The sequence below is a fragment of the uncultured Polaribacter sp. genome, from assembly GCF_947497695.1.
Lineage (GTDB): Bacteria > Bacteroidota > Bacteroidia > Flavobacteriales > Flavobacteriaceae > Polaribacter.
In genome coordinates, this window is sequence record NZ_CANMHM010000009.1 from 49,351 (window position 1) to 72,471 (window position 23,121).

Here is a 23,121-nt window from a genome sequence, read left to right on the forward strand (position 1 = left end):
AAAGCATAGTTTTTGTAGGCTCTTTTTATTAATTTAGTTTAATGAAAAAAATACTCTGTGTACTCCTTTTTGTGGCTAATTTTAGTTTTTCCCAAGATAAAATACCTTTTATTGATTATGATGATGTTGTAGAAAAAATAGCAACAGAAGAAAATGATGAGAACATATTAGCTCTTATTAATACCATTAGTAAAAACGATTCTACTTACTTTTCTTTATTAACTTCAAAATCGTATTATCTTCTAAATTCAGAAAAGTATCAAGAAGCAATAAATGTTGCTAATGAAGGTATTGATAGTTCTGTAAAACATTCTAAAGCAAACTTTTATGTGAATAAAGGTATTGCATTGATCAATCTTAAAAAAGAAAAAGAAGCGTTAGAAAACTATAGTGAAGGTTTACAATTGTATCCTAAAAATTATTTATTGTGGTATAATAAAGGCTATATTTTAGAAACACAAGGCAAGTTAAATAAAGCAATTGCTGCTTATAAGCAAGCAATTTCTTTTAGTCCAACCTATACAAAACCTCATTTACGAATTGGTAATATTTATTATAAACAAGAACGTTTTACCCAAGCGTTAATGTGTTTTAATATGTATTTACTTTTAGAGCCAGATGCAGATGGAGCTTTTGCTGTTTTAGAATCTTTAAATAATGTTGCTCAGGCAAAAAATGCGAATAAAAAAGATGTAAATATTCAATTAGATGATCAAGATGATACTTTTGAAGAAATAGATTTGATATTGTCTAGTAAAATAGCTCTTAATGAAGATTATAAAACAAACAATCCTATAAATGTTGCTTTGGTAAAACAAAATCATGCAATGATTACTCAGTTAAAAAGCTTTAATGGAAATGGTGGGTATTGGGATAAAACGTATCTATCTTTTTACAAATGGATTGCCAATAATAATAAATTTGATGATTTTGTATACACCTTAACTTATTCTATAGAGAATAAAGATTACAAAAATATTATTGAAAAAAATACAGAGAATATCATTGCTTTTTTAGATGAATTAAAAACAAAATGGGCCAGCAAAGTGGCAAATAACAACGTTATTTTTAATGGCAAACAGCAAGATGTAGTATATGAATATACAGATGGTTATGTAGATGCTATTGGAAAAAAAGAGAATGGAAAATCAATTGGGTTTTGGCAATTTTATAATGAATCTGGTCGCTTAATTGCTAATGGAAATTTTAATAATTCTGGTAAGAGACATGGTAAATGGACTTGGTATTCATCTCCAAATACTATTAAAGAAACCGCTTTTTATAAAAACGGAGCTTTAGAAGGGCAAAATTTAATGTATTATAATAATGGTAAAAAGCAGTTAGAGACATCTTATAAAAATGATTCTTTAAATGGTAAATACGAATATTATAGTAAAAAAGGAGCTCTAGAACAAAGAAAGTATTTTAAAACGGGTATTTTAAATGGTATTTACAAATCGTACTTTAAGGTAGGAGAAAAAATTGTTGAATTTGAGATTCCATATAAAGATGGCAAAATAGAAGGTGATGCTTTAGAGTATTATGCAAATGGTAACTTGTATCAAAAATCCTTTTATATAGCTGGTAAAAAAACAGGCGTTGTAACTACTTACCATCATAATAAAAATATTTCTTCTGAAGCTAATTTTGCAGATGGTAAGTTAAATGGAACTTACAAATCTTATCATTTTAATGGAAAACCAAATGAAGTAGGGCAAAGTTTAGATGGTTTTTATAACGGTCCTTGGAAACTTTTTTATGATGATGGTGCCCTTCAAAGTGAATTTAATTATAAAAATGGAAGTTTAGACGATTTATATAAATTTTATGATACTGATGGCAAACTCTATTATGAATATGTATACAGAAAAGGAGAAATAATTGCGTTTACTTTTTATAATAAAGAGGGTGCTATTTTAAAAAAAGGAAAAAAGAAAAGTGGTGAATTTTATTATGAAGGTTTCTCTCCAAAAGGTCATAAAACATCTGAAGGATTGTATGATATTTCTGGAGGAAAAACAGGCGAATGGAAGTTTTATACAGATAATGGAGTATTACAAAACAAAGGAAATTACAAAGAAAATAAAATAATAGGTGCTTATTTTACGTATTTTAAAAACGGAGAAATAGAGAATATTACAGCTTATAAAGATGGAAAAGCAGATGGTTATTATAAAGCAAATCATATCAATAATCAAATGAGAACACAGGGTTGGTATAAAAACGGAAATCAACATGGTGAATGGAGATATTATTTTTTAGATGGAACATTAAGTGCTATTAACTTTTTTCACAAAGGAAAGCTACATGGAACTCAAAAATATTACAGTGTAAATGGTGATTTAGCATCTACATCAAACTATAAATATGATGATTTAATATCCGAAGAAATTTTTAAAAAGGATGAACGAATGTTCGAGAAAATAGATTATGTCTCTAAAGAAAACCAATATAATTTAGTATTAAAACATTATAACGGAACTATAAAAACCAATATTTCTTATGTTAATGAAGTAAAACATGGGCTTTATGAACTTTTCTATTTTAATGGCAATAAAAAAATGGTAGGAAGTTATAATAATGGTTCTCAAAACGGACTTTGGACTTGGTATTATGATAATGGAAATATTGAGAGTACAACTAATTATATAAACGGAAACATAGAAGGAAAAGTACTAAACTATGCCAAAAACGGAAGCATAGAAGGAGATTATAATTTTGAAAACGATTTAGAAACAGGTACAAGTTTGGTATTTTATAAAACAGGTGTTAAATCTGCAGAAATAAATTATTACCAAGGTAAAAAACATGGAAGAAGAATAATTTTTGATGAAATAGGAAAAACACAATTGATTCGTTTTTACAATCATGGAAAAATTATTGGATACAGCTATTTAGATAAAAACGGAACAGAAATTGATATGATTCCTTTTGATAAAGAAACAGGAAAAATTAACGCATTTTTTGAAAACGGAAATCCATCTGTTATTATGGAGTATCAATTTGGTAATCTTATAAATACTTTTAAATCTTATTCTTATAATGGAAATTTAGAAACTGAAACTCCTTACTTAAATGGTAAATATCATGGTACTGTAAAAAAGTATTATTTAAATGGAAATTTAAAAGAGGAAACCATCTATAAATATGGAGAAAAAAACGGAAAAATGATTATTTATTTTGAAAATGGAAACAAGAAAGAAGAAAAAACTTTTTTGAATAACGAAGCAAATGGAATGTCTTATTTATACAATGAATTAGGCAAATTAACAAAAGAAAAAGAATATTTTAATGGAGCATTATACAATGTTAAAAATTTATAAATCAGGTTTATTTGCGTTTTTACTTTTTATAGTAACTAGTTTACAAGCTCAGTACTCACCTGAGTTTTTAAAGTATAGTAAACTGCACCCAGAAGAGCCAAGAATTCGTTTGTTAGAAGAAACTATTATTACTATAGAAATTGGTAAGGAAGGTTTAGAAATTCATCAAGAATTTATGCAAGAAGACTTGTATTTAAATGAATCTGCAACCTATAACTCTAAAGATAGATTAAGTTTTTCTGCCTTTTTTGAATTAGATCAAATAGAAGCATCTTCTTATTCTTTTGAAAACAATACGTATGTAAAATCAGCTGTAGAAAAATTTACAGAAAAAGATGAATTAAATACTTCTTTTTACGATGATACAAAAACGTTAAACTTTGTATATCCTAATTTAAGAAAAGGATCAAAATCAGCATTAAAATATTCACAAAAAATTAAAAATCCGCGTTTTTTAATGCCTTTTTATTTTGGGGATTACTATCCTGTAAAACAAAATAAGATCACAATAATTGCTGATAAAGAGGTGGATTTAGAATTTAGAAAATTTAATATTTCTGAAGATAAAATAAAATTCACAAAAGAAGAAAAACGAAAAAAAACAATTTATACTTGGTTACTTACAAATCAAGAAGCCTATAAATTTGAGTCTAATTCGCCCAGTTTTAAAACAGTTGTGCCTCATATTATTCCCATTATAAAATCTTATAAAATAAAAAAGGAAACCAAAAACGTATTGGGTGAAGTTTCTGATTTATACAATTGGTATTATTCTTTGGTAAAAGGAGTTAATATTGAGAAACCTGATCCAGAATTAGTGGCTTTAGTTAAAGAAATTACTGCTGATAAAAAAACCGATTTAGAAAAAGTAAAAGCGATTTACTACTGGACTCAAAAAAACATAAAATACATTGCTTTTGAGTATGCTTTAGGAGGTTTTATACCCAGAGAATCGAACGATGTTTTTAGAAAAAAATATGGAGATTGTAAAGATAATTCCAGCATTTTGTATAGAATGTTAGAAATTGCAGGTGTAAAAGGCAATTTAACATGGATTGGTACTAGAAAAATACCTTATACGTATGAAGAAGTACCAACACCTGTTGTAGATAATCACATGATTCTTTCTTATGAAAATGAGGGAAGAACCTATTATTTAGACGCTACAGGTAGGTATATAAAATTCGGAATTCCGACTCCTTTTATACAAGGGAAAGAAGCATTGGTTTCTTATGGAAAAGATTTTAAGGTTAAAAAAGTGCCTGTTATCGCTGCTAAAGAAAATGCATTAATAGATATTACAAACATCAAAATTGAAAATGGTAGTGTTTTGGGAACTTCAAAAACAAGTATTTCTGGATATCCTAAAATTGATGTTTTTCATGATTTAGAAAACTTAAAAAATCAAACAAAATTGAAAGAGTTTTACAACAGCATGTTTGAAAAAGGAAACAATAAGTTTTTAGTCAATAATTTTAAAGAAACCAATAAATATCATTATGATGATGATTTTATAGTAGATTATGATTTCGAAATTAAAAATTATGCTAAAAGTTTGGGAGATGAAATTTACATCAACCTAAACTTAAACAAAGATTTATCATATTATAAAACAGATGAAAAACGTGAAAACGATATAGAATATGATTATAAACAATATTTTAAAAATACAACATCATTAGAAATTCCTACAGGTTATAAAGTAGATTATTCTCCAGAAAATATAAAAGTAACCAATGATTTATTAACTTGTGAAATTACCTACCAATTAGAAGGAAATAAAGTAATTTACAATCAAACTATTGAACTAAACTTCTTAGTTTTAAGTGTTACACAGCAAAAAGAAGTAAATAAATTGATTGATAAAATTGAAAGAAATTATAAAGAAATTGTAGTTTTAAAAAAAGAATAAATACAGATGATGAAAATTAAAATTAGCTTATTATTTGCCCTGTTATTGGCTTTTCAAATTGGAATAGCACAAGAAGACCCTTATTTTGAAAGTTATGATTGGGAAGAAACGCCAAATTATTCTGTTGAAAAACAAAGCACAGAAGATATGATTGCTGTAAAAGAAAAAACCGTTACAGAGTTTTATTTTGATAAAAAAGATTTGGTAGAATTTTACTTAGAACATAAAGTTTTATGGCTAAATTCTGATGATGCAATAGAAGGCTACAATAAAATTTATTTACCTTTTTCATCAAGAGATAAATTACAAGTAAACAAAGCAAGAGTAATTACTCCAGAAGGTAAATTAATCAATTTAGATAAGTCTAAGATACTAACTGCAGAAGATGAAGAATCTGGCAGAAAATACAAATATTTTGCCTTAGAAGGTATTACAAAAGGTAGTTTTATAGAATATATGTATGTTGTAAAAAGACCCCCAAATTACACCGGAAGAAAATTCAACATTCAAGATGCTTACCATAAAGATAAAGTAGAATTCGATTTATTTTCGCCAAGTAATTTACTTTTTAAATTTAAGAGCCTTAATAATTTGCCAGAAGTTGAAAGAGATACCTTAACAACACAAAAATTACATTATAAATTACATGTAAATAACGTTGAAAAACTAGAACCTGAATACCAAGCACCTTACAATGCAGCTAGAGCTTGTATTGTTTATAAAATGGATAAAAATACTGCTGGTAATGGTGAAGATATGATTTCTTACAAGAATGTTTCACAGAACTTGTATAAGCGATATTATGTAGATTATTCTAAAAAAACTCAAGAGTTAATTAGTAATTTTATTAAAGAATTAGAAATACCAGAAAATGCAGATGATGAAAGTATTGTTAGAAAATTAGATTATTATATTAAAATAAATGTGTTTTCTCAAGATGTTTACAATGAAGAATTACAAGATTTAGATGCAATTTTAACCAAAAAAGTGGCCAATGATACAGGTATTATAAAACTTTATATTGCTGTTTTAAGAACTTTAAATATAGCACATGAACTTGTTTTAACTACCAACAGAAAAGAGCTAAAGTTTGATAAAGAGTTTGAAGCTACTAATTTTTTAACTGATTATTTACTGTATTTCCCAGAGTCAGAAAAGTACTTATCTCCAAATGCATCAGGTACAAGATTTGGTTTTCCAATGCCTTATGTGATGGATAATTATGGACTCTTTATAAAAGAAGTTGCTATTGGAGATTATAAATCTGCCGTTGGCAAAATTAAATATATAGAACCTGTAAAAGCCAAAGAAATTGTTGATGTTATGAATGTGAACATTTCTTTTAACGAAGAAAACTTAACAGAAAATAACATTCATTTCGATAGAGCTTTCAGCGGATATTATGCCATGAATATTCAACCTTTTATGCATTTGATAAAAGGAGAAAAAAGAGAAGAATTGGTAGAAAATTTTGTACAAAACATTACAAAAGAGTTAAAAATTACAGATCGAAAAATAGTAAATGGAGAATCTGAATTGTTTGGTGTAAAACCGATGCAATTTATAGTAGATTTTACAACAGAAGCTTTTGTAGAAAAAGCAGGAAGAAAGTATCTATTTAAGTTAGGCGATTTAATTGGTCCTCAAATACAATTATATCAAGAAAAGGAAAGAGTATTGCCTTTAGAGGAGCAATTTCATAGAAGTTATTTTAGAACCTTAACAGTAAACATACCAGAAGGTTATAAAATTAGCAATTTAGACGATATTAATATAGATAATTCATACATAGAAAACGAAAAAGAATTGTTTTCATTCAAGTCTTTTTACAAGTTAGAAGGAAACACTTTAACAGTTACTGCAGATGAACATTATAGAGAAAATATTGTTCCTGTGCATCTATATGAAGAGTATAGAACTGTAATTAATAGTGCTGCAGATTTTAATAAGATAGTGCTATTAATTGAGCCAGAATAAGAAGTTTTAGTAATTTCAATTCAAAAAAATATCCCAAGCAAAAACTTGGGATATTTAATTTAATAAGAAATGTATCTTTTTAAAACTATTTTTTTACTCTAAAAGCACGTTTGTGTAAAGGTCTTGATTTAGAATTTTGCTATTTTCTAACCCTTTTTCTACCAACCATTCTAAAAACAGCTGTACCTTTTTATCTTTCATAAAACCACAAGTATCAGCAGTACCAAAATGCATTTTTGTTGCTTGTAATGCTTTGGTAATATTGATGTTTTTTTGGTCGTATTCAGTTATGTTTTTCTGTAAAATAGCAACAGCTTCTGCTTCATTTTCTACAGCATATAGGTAGCCTTTTTTAGTTGCATTCACAAAATTAGCATAGTCAGTTTTAAAATTTGCTATATTTTTATTTTTAGCAATTACAATTGGCGAATATCCATAAGGAATACCACTATCTTTTAGCTTCCATGTGTTTAAAGCAATGGTTTTATCATTGGCTTCTACACCTTCCCAATTGTTAAAAATCAAAGTGGCATCTGCTTTACCTTCCAATAAGGTATTCCAAATACCTAATTTTTCTGGGTAACTGATTTTAAAATCACCTTTTCCACCATCATTTTTTACCAATTCTTGTACAATTTTATCTTCATAACGAGCTTTGTAAGAAGCATAAATTTTACCATCTAATTGTTTAGGATTGGTTAAATTATTAGATTTTAAAGAGGCAATACTACTTAAATCTTCTTGTAAAATGGCATAAATAGCAATAGCATCTACTTTATTTGCCTTGTTATTTAAACTAATAACAGTTTCAAACGGAGCAATATAAAAATCTGTAATATCTAACTCTAATTTTTTGCCAGGCGTTACAGCATAGTTATCGTCTAAAGGATTTAAAATTTCTAAATCGATATTTTCATCCGCATAAAAACCCAATATGATTAATGTTTGGTGTCCAATCTAAGGCTAGTTTTAATGTTTTCATGATAACTTATTTTAAAAGCGTAAAGTTGCACCTAACAAAAAGTTTCTGGTTGCTTGAGGATAAAAGCCTGCTCCATCAACTGTAGTTGTAACATTTGGTTGAGACCAATTATCATCAAACGTAAAATAATAACCTCTGTCAACATATTCTACATCAAAAATATTATTTATCAACGCTGTAAAAGTAATCGATTTAAAAATAGATTTTGGTTGTATTTCATACACAATATTAATGTCTGACGTAAAGAAACTATCTAATACGTCATTGTCTGAAATTGCACTACTAAAATTACTCATAAATTGTTGCCCAACATATTTAGACAAAAAAGAAAACTGAAAATTTTCTACTGGCATATAGGTAAAAATATTTCCAATAACTACATCTGGCGAAAAAGATAAATCTGTACTTCCTAAAGATACAGGGTTTTCATTACCATCTCTTTTAATAAAGAAATCTCTGTTTTTATTGGTACTAAAAGCTATATTTGGTCTTATCGAAAACTGATTACCAAAACGAATATCTGCATCAATTTCTAGACCTAATCGGTAACTACTTCCAGAAGTTGCTCTAACTGCTTGACCAACATCATCTATATCACCTGTTAAAACCAGTTGATTTTTGTAGTCCATAAAATACATGTTGGTGTTTAATTTTACGTTTTCTTTATCTAAACGCCAGCCAAACTCAAAATCATTTAAGTTTTCTGGTGTATCAACGCCGTTTTCAAAATCATTTCTATTAGGTTCTCTATTGGCAACAGCAAAAGAAGTATACAATCTATTTTCACTATTTATTTTATAAGTTAAACCAAACTTTGGGTTAAAGAAATTAAAATTTGCATCTACATCTATTGGTATAATATCATTGGTAATTCCTTTTGTTTGATATGTTACAAACCTACCTTGTAAATCTATATAACCAGATAGTTTTTCATCAATTTTAAAATTTGCTTTTGTAAAAATTGAAAAGTCAGTTTTAGTAGCGTCAGAAAAATAATAATGATCTCTAATATTGGTGTTTGGTGCTAAATTTTCACCCCAAATAACTTCACCAAAATGATCTCCTGTATAGTTAGAATAAGAAATTCCAGTAATTAAATTTAGCTCTTCTGTTTTGTAATTTGTATTGTAGTTTACTACAAAAAAATCATTATCTAACCAACGTCTTACAATAACATCACTTCCATCTTCAATTAAATTATTAAAATCTGCTGCATCTTCTTCATCTTTAAATTGCTCAAAATATCCTGAACCTTTTGTGTAATTCAACGCTAAGTTTGTAGACCAATTATCGGTTATTTTTTCATTCCAATGCAATTGATAATGGTTTTGCTCGTAATTATCTGTTTCATTATCATAAGTATATGGGTTTTGTCTTCTATCTGTAGCTAATTGGTCTGCAGTTAAACCAAACCAAGCTTGATAGGTTTGTTCTTTTCCACCAAAAGAAATCGCTTTTATTAAGGTGTTTTCATCGGTATAACTTCCTTGTAAATAATACGATTTTAAATCTACAAAAGCTCTATCTATATAACCATCAGTAGAAATATTAGATAAACGTCCAGAAATTTCTATGTGCTCATTTAATTTTCCTGTGCTAAACTTTACAGTATGTTTTCTTGTATTAAAAGAACCAAAAGAATTAGAAATTTCTCCAAAGGCTTCCTCAGAATTAGCATCTGTTAAAATGTTTAAACTTGCACCAAAAGCACCAGAACCATTTGTTGAAGTACCAACACCACGTTGCAATTGTAAATTCTCTGTAGAAGAAGCAAAATCGCCTAAATTTACCCAAAAAGTACCTTGACTTTCTGCATCGTTATAAGGTATTCCATTTACAGTAACATTAATTCTCTCAGAATTAGAACCACGTACATTCATATAGGTATAACCAATTCCTGCACCAGCATCTGATGATGAAACTACGTTTGGTAAATAATTCATTAAAATAGGAATGTCTTGTCCTAGATTACGTTTTGCAATTTCTTTTTTAGACAAATTAGAAAATGTTACAGGTACATCTGCATTTACACGAACTGCAGAAACGAGTACTTCCTCTAAAACATTTTCATTAGATCTTAACACAAAGTTTAGTGTTACATCTTTATCAATAATGTTCACTTTTTGGATACTTGTTTTGTAACCAATAAAACGAACTTCAACAAGATACTCACCTTTTATAAGCTGTAATTTAAACTCTCCATTTAAGTCAGAAGAGGTTCCTTTGTTACTTTTTTTAACCAGAATAGTTGCTCCAGGTAAAGATTCATTGTTTTCATCTACAACTTTTCCAGAAAGTGTAAATTGTTGGGCGTTTACAAGTATACTTGCAAACAAGAATAAAAAAAGTGTAATTTTTTTCATTTTAAAAAAATTTAAAACGAATAAAAAGAGGTAATTATTCTTGATGTTAATATTGAATAATTAGTGTTTGTTTTACAAATTAAGAATGATGAAAAATCTATTTTAAAAATAGAGATTACTTCCATCGGTTCTTATTTGCAAAACATGTTTTACAAAATGGCAATTATTGCCTCCCTAAACAGCATTATCTGTTCTAGGTTCATTGGGTATGATCTCAGCCGATTTTCAGTGAACAGTTAAAAGTTTAACAGTTAACAGTGTAAAACTGATTACTGAATACTGATTACTGAATACTGATAACAGCACCCCTTTATGAGAACGCTGCAAAATTAAGATGGATTTTTTTACTGTGAAATAAAAAAGTGAATTTTTTTTAGAAGCTATTTCACGCTTTCAGCACTCGCTTTTTTTGTGAAAAACAAAAAAGAGCTCAAACATTAGTTTACCTTGAGCGTGGTCGAAAGGCTTCAATCGCGGCTAAACTTGTTTGCTAACTTTTAGATGTTAGTCTAACCTTGGTTTTTTTCTAAGTGTTTTTTTTACAGAATTTCTAATTTTATTTTCTGCATTTTTTTTAATTGAACTTCTACTTGGTTTTGTAGGTGTTCTTTTTTTAGGACGAATTAGGTTTGTTTTTATCAAACTTAAAAAACGTTTAATAGCTAATTCTTTGTTTTTGTGTTGTGAGCGTGTTTCCTCACAAAATAAAATCAATATATTTTCTTTGGTTAATTTTGATGAAAGTTTGCCTTTTAAAAGTTCTTTTTCTCTGTCTGATAAAGCGTTGGAGTTTTCTAAATCAAAAGTCAATTCAATTTTAGACGATGTTTTATTTACATGTTGTCCTCCAGCACCAGAACTTCTAATGGCTTTAAAATTAAGTTCTTTTACAATATTATTTACATCCACAATTATAATTTTATAAGAGACTTTTTTGATACTTTTTTTTCCAAGCTAAGTATCCAAAAATAGCAATAATAGTAAAACCAAGGTATTGAAAGCTAGTAAATGTAAAACCTTTGTAAAAATATAAAGGTACAGAAATAAGGTCTCCAACAATCCAAAACAACCAGTTTTCTACTTTTCGTTTTGCCATTAACCACATTCCTACAAAGAAAATTGCTGTTGTAAGTGTATCTACATAAGCAACCCAATGAGTCCATTTATCAAAGGTTTTATAAACGATAAAAACAAAAACCAAAGTAGCTATAAATATAAAAACACCTATTTTTTGCTCTTTTAAAGATGTTATAGAAATGGGGTTAGCATCAGTTTCATCGGCTTTACGTGTCCAAATATACCAGCCATAAATGCTCATTATAAAATAGTAAGCATTGATCATCATATCACCTAAAAGACCCCATTTAAGTAATAAATACACAAAAATTAAGGTGCTAACAATTCCTGTTGGAAAAACCCAAATTTTGTTTTTTTTAGAAAACCAAACCGATAAAAACCCAAAAATTACAGCAGTAATTTCTAGAACAATATCTAAAGTTTCATAAGTTTTGTATTGATCAAAAAAGAGCTTAAAAATATCTGTCATTGGTTTTGTTTGATGATGTAAAAGTAACGTTTTCTGTTTTTTCTTATGAGGTAAACTAATAAAAATAAAGGCATGTTACATCGACAAAAAGGAGAAGTCACACAAAAAGCCAAGACAAAGCTTTGTACAATCGATTGTGATTTCTCTCTGCGTTCGAAATTACAAACTGTATAAAAACGTTGTAATAACTACTTTTTTAAATCATCAAAAAAAGTTGCATCATTTTCAAAAGCAGTACCAATAACCACTAAATCTGCACCAGCATTAAATGCATTTTCTAATTGTTTTTTTGTGCGAATGCCACCACCAACAATTAAAGGAATTGATAAATTGTCTTTTAAAAGAGTAATAATATTTGTTTTTACAGGTATTTTGGCACCACTTCCTGCTTCTAAATAAATTAATTTCTTCCCTAAAAACTGGCCTGCTAAAGCAGTGTTTAAAATGAGTTCTGTGTTTTTTTGAGCAATGGGTTTTGTATTGCTAACTTTTTGTGTGGCTGTTACTGTTTGTCCATCAATTAAAATATAACCTGTAGGTAAAATTTCTAAAGTAGCATCTTTTAAAAAAGGAGCAGCTTTAATTTGTTGTTCTATTAAATATTCAGAATTTCTGCCAGAAAGCAAACTCAAAAATAAAATTCCATCTGCTTTTTGTGTAATTTGTTTTACATCACCAGGAAAAAGAATTACGGGTAGTTTTGTTACTTTTTTTATAGCAATAACAACGTTTTCTGTTTGGCTATTTATATCTGTACTACCACCAACAAAAATATGAGTAGCAATAGACAACTGTACTTTATCAAAAAAAGGAACAATATTATCTAAATCAATTTTTTCAGGATCTATTAAAACAGCCAACAGTTTTTTGCCTGCTGTTTTTGCTTGTAAAATGTTTTGGTAGAGATTCACGTTTGCGAAAATAAAAGTTTAGACACAAAATCCACCAAAAAACACGAATTTATCAGTTGTAATTTCGATAATCTAAATATCAATTAAAAATAACAATGTCAGTCTGAGCTTCTCGAAGACTAATAAGCATACGTACAAGTAAACCCATCAAACTCTAAAAAGTGAATTTTATAGGATGTAGTTTTTCCTTCATATCTAATTTCTCCCGTAGTTTTTTTGTCATCAAACCTAAAATCATCCACATAAATATGGTGTAAAAACAACAGTTTTTTCTTGCCATAAATTTTATACAAACTCTCTTTTGCACCCCAAACAATCGTTAATTTACTTACCAAAGCATCATGATTTGCAATGGTTTTATACTCTTCTACAGGAGTAAATTTATGAGCAATTTTTAAAATTTTATCACGTTGTTTCTCAATATCAATTCCAACAGGTAGGTTATCAGAAATTATAATTCCAGAAAAAGTAAAAGAATGTGTAATAGAAATGTGTTTTCCGTCTTTTAAATGCGGTTTACCAAATTCATCATATATTAAATCTGCATCAGTATAGCCAACTTCTTTTAACAAATGGCGTACACTTAAAAAACCTCTTTGGTGTAGTTCAGATCTCATACCATTTAAACGAATCTGATTTTTATCAGTAAGTAAAATGTTCTTATTTAATTCGTTAAAAGATTCTTCAATTTTCCAAATGAGTACTTTTGTATTTTTATCAATCGATAAACTTTTATAAATAGGCATACTTTTTAAAATGGATGTCGTAACTTTGCAGCTCGAAAAATTAGAATATAAATATACATAATATGAGTACAAAAACAGCTTACGTACCATTTAAAGTTAAAGATATTTCTTTAGCAGATTGGGGAAGAAAAGAAATTGAATTGGCAGAAGCAGAAATGCCGGGATTAATGAGTTTAAGAGAAGAATATGGAGACTCTCAACCATTAGCAGGTGCAAGAATTGCAGGTTGTTTACACATGACCATTCAAACAGCCGTTTTAATAGAAACTTTACAAGCTTTGGGTGCAGAAGTTACTTGGAGTTCTTGTAATATTTTTTCTACACAAGATCAAGCTGCTGCTGCAATTGCTGCTGCAGGTACTGCTGTGTATGCTTGGAAAGACATGACAGAAGAAGAGTTTGACTGGTGTATAGAGCAAACTTTGTTTTTTGGAGAAGATAAAAAACCTTTAAACTTAATTTTAGATGATGGAGGAGATTTAACCAACATGGTGTTAGATAAATATCCAGAATTGGCTGCAGGCATCAATGGTTTATCAGAAGAAACTACAACAGGAGTGCATAGATTGTATGACAGAGTAAAGGCAGGTACTTTACCAATGCCAGCAATTAATGTAAACGATTCTGTTACAAAATCTAAATTCGATAACAAATACGGTTGTAAAGAATCTGCAGTAGATGCTATCAGAAGAGCAACAGATATTATGTTAGCTGGTAAAAGAGTTACAGTTTGTGGTTATGGAGATGTTGGTAAAGGTACAGCAGCTTCTTTTAAAGGAGCAGGTTCTATTGTTACTGTTACAGAAATAGACCCAATTTGTGCGTTACAAGCTGCAATGGATGGTTTTGAAGTTAAAAAATTAGAAACTGTAATTGCAAATTCAGATATTATTATTACAACAACAGGTAACAAAGATATTATTCAAGGGCGTCATTTTGAGGCTATGAAAGACAAAGTTATTGTGTGTAATATTGGGCATTTTGATAATGAAATTGACATGGCTTGGTTAAACACAAACCATGGTAATACAAAAGATACTATTAAACCACAAGTAGATAAATACAACATTGCTGGTAAAGATATTATTGTTTTAGCAGAAGGTCGTTTGGTAAACTTAGGTTGTGCAACAGGGCACCCAAGTTTTGTAATGTCTAACTCATTTACAAACCAAACATTGGCTCAAATAGAACTTTGGACCAACAAAGAAGCGTATGGAAATGATGTGTATATGTTACCAAAACACTTAGATGAAAAAGTAGCAAAATTACACTTGGCAAAAATAGGGGTAGAGCTTACAGAATTACGTAACGACCAAGCAGAATATATTGGTGTAACTGTAGAAGGGCCATTTAAGCCAGAACATTATAGATACTAAATAGTAGTTAGTTTTTGGTTGTTAGTTATTTGTAACAATTAAAAACTATCTGTCATTTCTAAATGAGACTTTTTAGGTCTCTCGACTTTGCTCGAGATAAACTAATGAGAAATTTCATAAAACAGAAAACTCTTTCACTTGAGCTGAATTTATTTCAGTTTCTTTGGAAGAGTTTTTTTTATTTGGGCGTTTTAACAGGCTTTCCACTATATCTTTTTTATGAAAAATAAAAAAGGATGCCGTTTCAATCCTTAACGCAGCTTTTAGAGTTTTAATAACCTATTGTTACATCGAGTAAATTTGATTTTTTATCAAATTAGTATCAAGATGTTTTTATAATTAAAGCAAGTTAGAAAATTAAAAAAGCATTTAAGTACCCTATAAGGTTAAAAGGAAACCTTATCAGGATAAAAAAAGGAATTGAGTTCAAGTTTATACTTCTTTCATATCTTTGAAGTAATTTTAAATAACAAAATTCACTTTGAAAAAAAAACAACTACTCTCCATAATTTCTATTATCATTTTAATAGCAGTTTATGGCTACGAACATTTCTTAAATTCTAAAGAAGAAGGTTTTTTAATTGAAAATGGCAAAACACTAAAAGAATCAACAAACGAGTATTTTTTACCTACAAGTACAACCAATCAAGTAGTGCATCATCAAAATTATTCGTTGTCTTATAACGAAAAACACGAGCAAGCAGAATGGGTTGCTTATGAGTTAAAAGCAAATCATTTAAGCAGAACAAACCATAAAAGGCCTTATTTTGAAATTGATAATGCAGTAAAAACAAAAGCTGCACATTGGCGTAATTATAAAAAATCTGGCTATGATAAAGGGCATTTATGTCCTGCAGGAGACAGACGTTTTTCAAAATCTGCTCACGATGAAACTTTTTTAACAAGTAATATCAGTCCACAAGAGCATCAATTTAATGCAGGTATTTGGAACAGATTAGAACAAAAGGTACGTTATTGGGCAAAGAAAAATAATGGTGTTTTTGTAATTACAGGTGGTGTTTTAGAAGATAATTTAAAAACGATTGGATCAGAATATGTTTCTGTACCTAATAGGTTTTATAAAGTAATTTTAGACAAAACCAATGGTAAAATTAAAATGTTGGCTTTTTTAATACCGCACAAAGAATCAAAATTACCTTTGTATAAATTTGTAGTAACTGTAGATGAGGTAGAAGCAATAACTGGAATTGATTTTTTTAAAGAATTAGAAGATTCTATAGAAGAAAAATTAGAAAGTTCTAGCAGTTATAAAAACTGGAGTTTTTGAGTTACAATCTAGTCTAGTTTTCCTTATTTTAATCTTATTTTTGTAGCTTCATCCTTCAACTAGTGTAAATATGAGTTTCATGAAAAATTCTACTGCAATTTTCTATATGATTTTTAGTGTGATTGCATTTTCTTTTATGAATGCAGTTGTAAAATATTTAAATGGCTTTAGTGCGTATCAAATTGTTTTTTTTAGATCTATTGGTACTTTGTTGTTTGTAATCCCTTTAATAGTAAAGGCAAAAATTCCTATTCTTGGTAATAACAAAAAACTCTTGTTTTTAAGAGGATTTTTTGGGGTTATTTCTTTAACTTGTTTTTTTCAATCTTTAAATTACCTTTCTTTAGGTACAGCAGTTTCTTTAAGATATACATCGCCAATTTTTGCAGCAATTTTTGCATTATTTCTTTTAAAAGAAAAGATTAAACCCATTCAGTGGTTTTTATTTTTAATTGCATTTTTAGGAGTTTTAATTATTAAAGGTTTTGGAGGAGATGTAAATTCTTTGGGTGTAATTTTCGCAATTTTATCAGCCTTATTTTTAGGCCTTATTTTTATTGTAATTAGAAAACTTGGCGATTCTGAAAACCCATTAGTAATTATTAATTATTTTATGATTTTGGCATTTTCTTTTGGGGGAATTATGTCTATAAAATATTGGAAAACACCTAATTTAGTAGAGTGGTTACTTTTATTAAGTTTAGGTTTTTTTGGTTATGTAGGTCAATTATACATGACTAAATCTTTACAATCTAGCGAAACAAATATTGTAGTACCTTTAAAATATTTAGAAGTTGTTTTTATGATTGTAATTGGTGCTTTTTGGTTTGATGAAATGTATAATTTATGGACACTTTTAGGCGTGTTTTTAATTATGTTTGGGTTGCTTTATAATATTTACTTAAAGAGAAAAAAGACACAATAACTTTTAGTGATTTACAAGCTTACTTAATACAATAAAATTACTTTTTTCCAAAAAAAAGTATGTAACTTTTTGTTACTTTAGGTGTCTAATATAACAAACAATTAAAACAATAAAAATGAAACAATTTATAATATTATTATTTTTATCACTTTCATTATCTACCCTTGCACAAACAGTAATTAAAGATGGTAAAACGTACGAAGTTAAAAAAGAGAAAATATTTTTAGAGGGAAATGATGTTACTGAAACATTAGAAATTACAGAACGAGAAGCTATTTTTAAAGAACAAGCGTTAATACTTGAAAAATTAGCTTTAAAACAAGAAGTAGAGAAGCTTGAAAAAGAAAAGTTAATAGCTCAAAAGAAAGAAGAGAAGAGATTAAAAAAGGAAGAAAAGAAATTAAAGAAACAAGAAAATTTCAAGAAAAAGTTTAATAAAGCAAACGAAAACCTTGAAAAAGCAAAAGCAAAGCACGCAAAGTTAAAAAAGAACGGAGATTTATCTCCAAATGATGAAATAGCTTGGGCTAAAAAGTTCCAAAAATTAAATAAAAAAGTAGCAAAAGCTAAAAGTAAACTTTAGCTTTTACATTTAACGAATTTCTATTTAAGCTTCTATATTTTTTACTTCGGTAAATAAATATAGAAGTTTTTATTTTACTCAAAAAACCAATTGTATTTAACTACATTGGCTTATCTAAACGCTGTCTTCTATTTAGTTTCTTAACAAGCTAAAATGACCACTTTGAGTTCTTTTTACATTCTTTCTATCAATTAATTCAGCAAAAAACCAATAATCATTTGATGCAAGTACTTTGCCATTATAGGTTCCATTCCAGCCAATGCTATCCAAAGAAAAACTAGCAAGTTGTTTTCCATATCTATTGAAAATGTTAATTATTCCACTTTGATAAAAGTCTGTGTCAATTCCTTTTATTTGCCAAAAATCATTAATATTATCTGAATTTGGTGTAAAAAACTTTGGAAAATTTAACAATGAAACTTGCTCTTCGATACTTTTACAAGCATTTTCATAACGAATTAAAATGGTAAATACGCCTGTTTCCAATTTATCGAAGTAAGGGCTTGTTTGAAAGTCGTAAACAATATCTTGTCCATTAAGCAAGCTATATTCTATATCTTCAGGTTGAAAATTTAAAGTTTCAATGCTGATAGAATTATTTTCAGAACTTTCTACAGTGTTAATTTTATATTGTAAAGGAAATTTAACTTCTAAAGTAAGTTCACTAATTGAATAACAGCCATTTGTGTTTTCTACCCTTGCCCAAATAGTTTCTATATTTGCATTATTATTTTCATAGTTAGTAGTATTTAAAATAGCAGATACATTATTATTTGCGTTATCTATAGATCTAAAATAACTAATAGTAACAGTTTCAACATCAGTTACAATCATTGTATTAACGGTAGTTAAATCAAAAATAGTAAAACCATCAAAATCATCATCACAAGCTGTAATTGTCTCATTTTCTATAACATCAGGATTGTCAAAAACTTCAATTAATACTGTTGAAGAACAACTGGCACTAGTAAGATATGTAATTTCTGTAGTACCAGCACTTATTGCTGTTAACAAACCTAAATTATTAATAGTAGCTACAGTTGGGTTAGAAGATTGCCAAGGTAATGTTGTATTTGGATTGTCTGTACCAGTTAATTGAATTGTATTTCCTACACACATATTTGAATTTCCGGAAATTGTAGCACTTTCTACAGTAATATGAATACTATTACTTTGAATACAATTTTTTAGTGATTCTACTTGGATTCTGTATAAAGAACTAGAGGGTAGGTTAGAAGGTATTGTACATGTTATATTTCCACTAATATTAGTGGTAATTGTACCAATTTCTGTGGCATTATCAAAATTACCAGAAGCATCACTTAAAGAAACAGAAAGTAAGGTATTGGCATTAAATTGGCCAGAAAGCTCAAAGGGTAAGTCAAAACTATCGTCAGAACATAGAACTATTGGTGGATTAGGAATTGGGAGTTCTATATTTTTTAACAGATCATCATAAACAGTTAGATAAATTTGACCATTTGCTTGATAAGTAACTAAAATATTATCTGTTGTAGAACTTCTAGCAATGTTGTGGCTATCTCCTTCTGCCACAATTATTGGGGTATTAAAAGTATCACCTTGGTTTGAACTAACATTAATGGCTAAAAAACCATCATCATTTTTGTAACCATCAATTAAAGTACCTTTATTGTCTGCATAAAGTGTTCTGCCTTCTGGAGAAATGGAGTTTTTACCTAAAATAATTGGCGTTGAAATCCCTGTTTTAACATCAATTTTGTAACCTAAAGTATCTGATGGAAAAATGCCTCCACCTCCAACAAAAATAAAAGTTCCACAAGGTCCATCACTTAAAACATAACTTGAAAAAAAGACAGAAGCTGGTGGATTTATTATTTTTCTACTCAATGTTGCCCCCTGATTTACACTTTCAAAAATCAATAAGTTTGGATCATCCATTGGAGCATAAATAGCACCATTTTGATCTACTAAAACATCTGCATAGACCATTAATTGGCCTGTTGAACTATTTGTAAAATTACCAATACCATTATTTTTATTGGCGTAAACTTTTTCTCCATTTTGATTTATAACATATACATTTTCTTCAAAAGAGGAAATATGGACACCTGCTTCTGTTCCCTGTCCAATTATTCTTGGTAGAGAAAAATTTAAACCTTCGTCTGAACTTGAAGTAAAAAACAAATCATTATTTTCCATCCAAGCAATATATATAGTTCCATTAGTATTATTTATATTTAATTCTGGTTCAACATTTGCTGCGTTTCCAATTAGAGTGCTTGCTAAAAAACTTTGTCCACCATTTGTGCTTTTTGCAAGTCTAACTTCGCTATTATTTGCATACAATACAAATATATTTCCTTTGTTATCTACATCAACATTTCTACTTGTATTAGAGCTACCAATATTATTGTTACTGCCTGAATCACTTACAGGAATTCCAGAAAATAGCTCAATTTGTGAATAAATTGTAGTTTTTACAAAAAAAAGAAGTAAAAAAAATATAAGAATTTGTAAGGTATTTTTACTCATCAAATCAAAGATATAAAATTATGCCTATTAATTAAAAATCATTCCATTATCTTTAAAGCTTTCAGCATAATTTTAAGCATTTTAAAAAGCTATAAATGAAAGTTATAAATACAGTTGACTTAGAAACTAAAATAAACCTCTTAGAAAGATCTATTTCTAAAAGTGACCTTATAAACACAACTGTTTCTAAAGTAAATGTTGCATGGCATATAGACCATAGTTTAAAAGTGATAAATGCTGTTGTAAAAACAATGCAAAACTCCGATCCTAAATTGTACAAAGACAATTTTACTTTTTTAGGTAAAATACTTTTGCTGTTAAAGTATTTTCCAAAAGGAAAAGCACAAGCACCAAAACATGTAAAACCGCCAGAAATAATTTTAAAATCAGCTATTATCGATCAATTAGAAACAGCCAAACAAAATTTATCAGAAATAGTTAATTTAGATGAAAATGCTTTTTTTAAACATCCTTTGTTTGGTAATATCAATAAAAAAAGAGTTGTACGTTTTTTGAATGTGCATACAAATCATCATCTAAAAATTATAAAAAATATTTTAAATTAGGTTATTTTTATGATGATTATCTAGAAAAAAACTAAAAATACATCCAAATATGTAACAAGAACAAACCAGACCATAAAAAAGTACGAGTCCAATTTCTTTGAATCAATAAAAGTAAAAGTTTTTGATTAGACTTTCCCTCGGAAATTTTAAAGTGAAGTGGAGCAAAACCTAGAAACGTAAAAACCCAGAGAAAAAGTACAATTAATAAGGTAGTTATTGTAACTAAATTAGCATCAATATAAACAGTAATAATACCTAAAATGAGTTGAGTAAGCATTAAAGGAACTACAATAATTGCAATTTCTGTCGTATATTTTTGATGCCATGCTATTAAATTTTCTTTATTGAAATAGGTAAAACTAGGATACACAATTAACTGTACCATCCAAATAAGAACTACCAAACCTGCATCCACCAAAAGTGAAATTTTTACTATAATTTCTGAAAAGTCCAACTATAAATTATTTACGTTTATGTATTTTAATATTAAAATTATCCCAACCAACCATCTCTGTCTAAACTTCTGTATTGTATGGCTTCTGCAATATGATCTGGCATAATATCTTTAGCACTTGCCAAATCTGCTATGGTTCTAGAAACTTTTAAAATTCGGTCATAAGCTCTTGCAGACAGGTTTAATTTTTCCATGGCAGTTTTTAAAAGTGATAAACTTTCTTCGGATAATTTACAGAAAGTACGAATCTGTTTTACAGTCATTTGTGCATTGTAATGTACGTTTTCAAAATCTTTAAAACGTTCTGATTGTATTTCTCTAGATGCTGTTACTCGTTTTCTAATTTCTACGGATGATTCTCCTTTTCTTTCTTCGGATAATTTTGCAAACGGAACAGGTGTTACTTCTATATGAATATCGATTCTATCCAATAAAGGGCCAGAAATCTTGCTTAAATAACGTTGCATTTCTTGTGGAGAAGAGGTCATTGGAGAATTAGGGTCATTAAAAAAGCCACTCGGACTAGGATTCATACTTGCCACCAACATAAAACTACTTGGATATGTTACTGTAAATTTTGCCCTAGAAATCGTCACTTCTCTATCTTCTAAAGGTTGACGCATTACTTCTAAAACATCTCTTTTAAATTCTGGCAATTCATCTAAAAACAACACGCCATTGTGAGATAATGAAATTTCTCCTGGTCTTGGATATTGACCTCCACCAACTAAAGCCACATTGCTAATTGTGTGATGTGGACTTCTAAAAGGACGAGCATACAACAGGCCTTCATTTTTAGTATTCCCAACAACAGAATGTATTTTTGTAGTTTCTAAAGCTTCATGTAAAGTCATAGGTGGTAAAATAGATGGCAGTCTTTTTGCCAACATCGTTTTTCCAGAACCTGGAGGGCCAATCAAAATAATATTATGGCCTCCAGCAGCAGCAATTTCCATACAACGTTTTATAGATTCTTGTCCTTTTACATCAGAAAAATCAAATTCAGGGAAGTCGATATTTTTATAAAACTCTGCTCTGGTATCTACAATGGTAGGTTCAATTATTTTATCATTATTAAAATGATCGATAACTTCTGTAATATTTTCTACCCCTAAAATTGCTACATTATCTACAATTGCAGCTTCTTTTGCGTTTTCTTTTGGTAGAATTAAATATTTAAAACCTTCTTCTCTTGCTTTTATAGCAATGGGTAAAGCACCTCTTATAGGTTGTAAACTTCCGTCTAAAGAAAGTTCCCCCATAATAATATAATTGTCTATGTTTTCTGATTTTATTTGTGATGAAGCAGCTAAAATTCCCATAGCCAAAGTTAAATCATAAGATGCACCTTCTTTTCTAATATCTGCAGGTGCCATATTAATAATGATTTTCTTTCCAGGAAGTTTGTAGTTATTGTTATTTAAGGCAGCAGAAATTCGGTAAGAACTTTCACGAACAGCATTGTCTGGTAAACCCACTAAATGGTAACCAATTCCTTTATCAATATTTACTTCAACGGTAATTGTGGTAGCTTCTATACCAAAAACGGCAGAACCATAGACTTTAACAAGCATTTTTTTTCTTTAAAGATAAAGAAAATTTTGGCATAAAAAAATGCAACCAAAATATATTGATTGCATTTATAAATTTTATTA

General features: G+C 28.7%; 17 protein-coding genes. 8 read left to right on the top strand and 9 right to left on the bottom strand.

Annotated elements, in window-relative coordinates:
• Nucleotides 1-41 precede the first annotated feature (41 nt).
• From Q0731_RS10000 to Q0731_RS10010, 3 genes are read left to right on the top strand one after another with little or no spacing between them, the layout of a single operon-like run.
• Nucleotides 42-3,323, top strand: a complete 3,282-nt coding sequence (locus Q0731_RS10000) for a tetratricopeptide repeat protein (protein WP_299063470.1) — start codon at nucleotides 42-44, stop codon at nucleotides 3,321-3,323.
• The gene (locus Q0731_RS10005; RefSeq protein ID WP_299063473.1) at nucleotides 3,292-5,235 is read left to right on the top strand and encodes a transglutaminase domain-containing protein; all 1,944 of its coding nucleotides are present in this window, start codon (nucleotides 3,292-3,294) and stop codon (nucleotides 5,233-5,235) included. Before Q0731_RS10000 ends, Q0731_RS10005 begins: the two co-directional genes overlap by 32 nt.
• A gap of 6 nt (nucleotides 5,236-5,241) precedes the next feature.
• The gene (locus tag Q0731_RS10010; RefSeq protein ID WP_299063476.1) at nucleotides 5,242-7,212 is read left to right on the top strand and encodes a DUF3857 domain-containing protein; all 1,971 of its coding nucleotides are present in this window, start codon (nucleotides 5,242-5,244) and stop codon (nucleotides 7,210-7,212) included.
• Nucleotides 7,213-7,305: 93 nt separating this feature from the next.
• Here Q0731_RS10010 and Q0731_RS10015 read toward each other — a convergent pair whose 3' ends face one another.
• From Q0731_RS10015 to Q0731_RS10040, 6 genes are all read right to left on the bottom strand, one after another.
• Nucleotides 7,306-8,145, bottom strand: a complete 840-nt coding sequence (locus Q0731_RS10015; protein WP_299063479.1) for an ABC transporter substrate-binding protein — start codon at nucleotides 8,143-8,145, stop codon at nucleotides 7,306-7,308.
• A gap of 60 nt (nucleotides 8,146-8,205) precedes the next feature.
• Nucleotides 8,206-10,557, bottom strand: a complete 2,352-nt coding sequence (locus Q0731_RS10020; protein WP_299063482.1) for a TonB-dependent receptor — start codon at nucleotides 10,555-10,557, stop codon at nucleotides 8,206-8,208.
• 504 nt (nucleotides 10,558-11,061) lie between these two features.
• Nucleotides 11,062-11,466, bottom strand: a complete 405-nt coding sequence (gene arfB / locus Q0731_RS10025; RefSeq protein WP_299063484.1) for an alternative ribosome rescue aminoacyl-tRNA hydrolase ArfB — start codon at nucleotides 11,464-11,466, stop codon at nucleotides 11,062-11,064.
• Nucleotides 11,467-11,476: 10 nt separating this feature from the next.
• A complete protein-coding gene (pnuC, locus tag Q0731_RS10030; RefSeq protein ID WP_299063486.1) occupies nucleotides 11,477-12,103 on the bottom strand; it encodes a nicotinamide riboside transporter PnuC in 627 nt (208 codons plus the stop codon).
• A gap of 188 nt (nucleotides 12,104-12,291) precedes the next feature.
• Entirely contained in the window at nucleotides 12,292-13,014 is a 723-nt protein-coding gene (locus Q0731_RS10035; RefSeq protein ID WP_299063489.1) for a geranylgeranylglyceryl/heptaprenylglyceryl phosphate synthase, read from the bottom strand.
• A 119-nt stretch (nucleotides 13,015-13,133) separates the two neighbouring features.
• A complete protein-coding gene (locus Q0731_RS10040) occupies nucleotides 13,134-13,760 on the bottom strand; it encodes a 4'-phosphopantetheinyl transferase superfamily protein (protein WP_299063492.1) in 627 nt (208 codons plus the stop codon).
• A gap of 62 nt (nucleotides 13,761-13,822) precedes the next feature.
• On the opposite strand from Q0731_RS10040, the gene ahcY reads away from it, so the two are divergent.
• From ahcY to Q0731_RS10060, 4 genes are all read left to right on the top strand, one after another.
• Nucleotides 13,823-15,136 (top strand): adenosylhomocysteinase, encoded by a 1,314-nt coding sequence (gene ahcY / locus Q0731_RS10045; RefSeq protein ID WP_299063495.1) that lies wholly within the window; start codon nucleotides 13,823-13,825, stop codon nucleotides 15,134-15,136.
• 481 nt (nucleotides 15,137-15,617) lie between these two features.
• Nucleotides 15,618-16,424 carry a DNA/RNA non-specific endonuclease gene (locus tag Q0731_RS10050; protein WP_299063498.1) on the top strand — a complete coding sequence of 269 codons (807 nt, stop codon included), beginning with the start codon at nucleotides 15,618-15,620 and terminating at the stop codon, nucleotides 16,422-16,424.
• Nucleotides 16,425-16,503: 79 nt separating this feature from the next.
• Nucleotides 16,504-17,349 carry a DMT family transporter gene (locus Q0731_RS10055; protein ID WP_299063501.1) on the top strand — a complete coding sequence of 282 codons (846 nt, stop codon included), beginning with the start codon at nucleotides 16,504-16,506 and terminating at the stop codon, nucleotides 17,347-17,349.
• Nucleotides 17,350-17,464: 115 nt separating this feature from the next.
• A complete protein-coding gene (locus Q0731_RS10060; RefSeq protein ID WP_299063504.1) occupies nucleotides 17,465-17,932 on the top strand; it encodes a hypothetical protein in 468 nt (155 codons plus the stop codon).
• 132 nt (nucleotides 17,933-18,064) lie between these two features.
• Here Q0731_RS10060 and Q0731_RS10065 read toward each other — a convergent pair whose 3' ends face one another.
• Nucleotides 18,065-20,446, bottom strand: coding sequence for a T9SS type B sorting domain-containing protein (locus Q0731_RS10065; protein ID WP_299063507.1), 2,382 nt, complete (start codon nucleotides 20,444-20,446; stop codon nucleotides 18,065-18,067).
• 95 nt (nucleotides 20,447-20,541) lie between these two features.
• Here Q0731_RS10065 and Q0731_RS10070 point away from each other — a divergent pair, with 95 nt between their 5' ends.
• Nucleotides 20,542-21,012: a DUF1569 domain-containing protein gene (locus tag Q0731_RS10070; protein ID WP_299063510.1), complete on the top strand. Its 471-nt coding sequence runs from the start codon at nucleotides 20,542-20,544 to the stop codon at nucleotides 21,010-21,012.
• Between the two features lie 31 nt (nucleotides 21,013-21,043).
• On the opposite strand, the gene Q0731_RS10075 is transcribed toward Q0731_RS10070, so the two are convergent.
• Together Q0731_RS10075 and Q0731_RS10080 are read right to left on the bottom strand one after the other, a co-directional pair.
• Nucleotides 21,044-21,466, bottom strand: a complete 423-nt coding sequence (locus Q0731_RS10075) for a hypothetical protein (protein WP_299063512.1) — start codon at nucleotides 21,464-21,466, stop codon at nucleotides 21,044-21,046.
• Nucleotides 21,467-21,504: 38 nt separating this feature from the next.
• Nucleotides 21,505-23,040: a YifB family Mg chelatase-like AAA ATPase gene (locus tag Q0731_RS10080; protein WP_299063515.1), complete on the bottom strand. Its 1,536-nt coding sequence runs from the start codon at nucleotides 23,038-23,040 to the stop codon at nucleotides 21,505-21,507.
• Between the last annotated feature and the right edge of the window lie 81 nt (nucleotides 23,041-23,121).

Excerpts from the sequence above, each read along its gene's own strand:
- Q0731_RS10000 (WP_299063470.1), top strand. The coding sequence starts at position 42 with ATGAAAAAAATACTCTGTGTACTCCTTTTTGTGGCTAATTTTAGTTTT.
- Q0731_RS10005 (WP_299063473.1), top strand. The coding sequence starts at position 3,292 with ATGGAGCATTATACAATGTTAAAAATTTATAAATCAGGTTTATTTGCG.
- Q0731_RS10010 (WP_299063476.1), top strand. The coding sequence starts at position 5,242 with ATGATGAAAATTAAAATTAGCTTATTATTTGCCCTGTTATTGGCTTTT.
- Q0731_RS10020 (WP_299063482.1), bottom strand. The coding sequence starts at position 10,557 with ATGAAAAAAATTACACTTTTTTTATTCTTGTTTGCAAGTATACTTGTA.
- pnuC (WP_299063486.1), bottom strand. The coding sequence starts at position 12,103 with ATGACAGATATTTTTAAGCTCTTTTTTGATCAATACAAAACTTATGAA.
- Q0731_RS10040 (WP_299063492.1), bottom strand. The coding sequence starts at position 13,760 with ATGCCTATTTATAAAAGTTTATCGATTGATAAAAATACAAAAGTACTC.
- ahcY (WP_299063495.1), top strand. The coding sequence starts at position 13,823 with ATGAGTACAAAAACAGCTTACGTACCATTTAAAGTTAAAGATATTTCT.
- Q0731_RS10055 (WP_299063501.1), top strand. The coding sequence starts at position 16,504 with ATGAAAAATTCTACTGCAATTTTCTATATGATTTTTAGTGTGATTGCA.
- Q0731_RS10060 (WP_299063504.1), top strand. The coding sequence starts at position 17,465 with ATGAAACAATTTATAATATTATTATTTTTATCACTTTCATTATCTACC.
- Q0731_RS10065 (WP_299063507.1), bottom strand. The coding sequence starts at position 20,446 with ATGAGTAAAAATACCTTACAAATTCTTATATTTTTTTTACTTCTTTTT.
- Q0731_RS10070 (WP_299063510.1), top strand. The coding sequence starts at position 20,542 with ATGAAAGTTATAAATACAGTTGACTTAGAAACTAAAATAAACCTCTTA.
- Q0731_RS10080 (WP_299063515.1), bottom strand. The coding sequence starts at position 23,040 with ATGCTTGTTAAAGTCTATGGTTCTGCCGTTTTTGGTATAGAAGCTACC.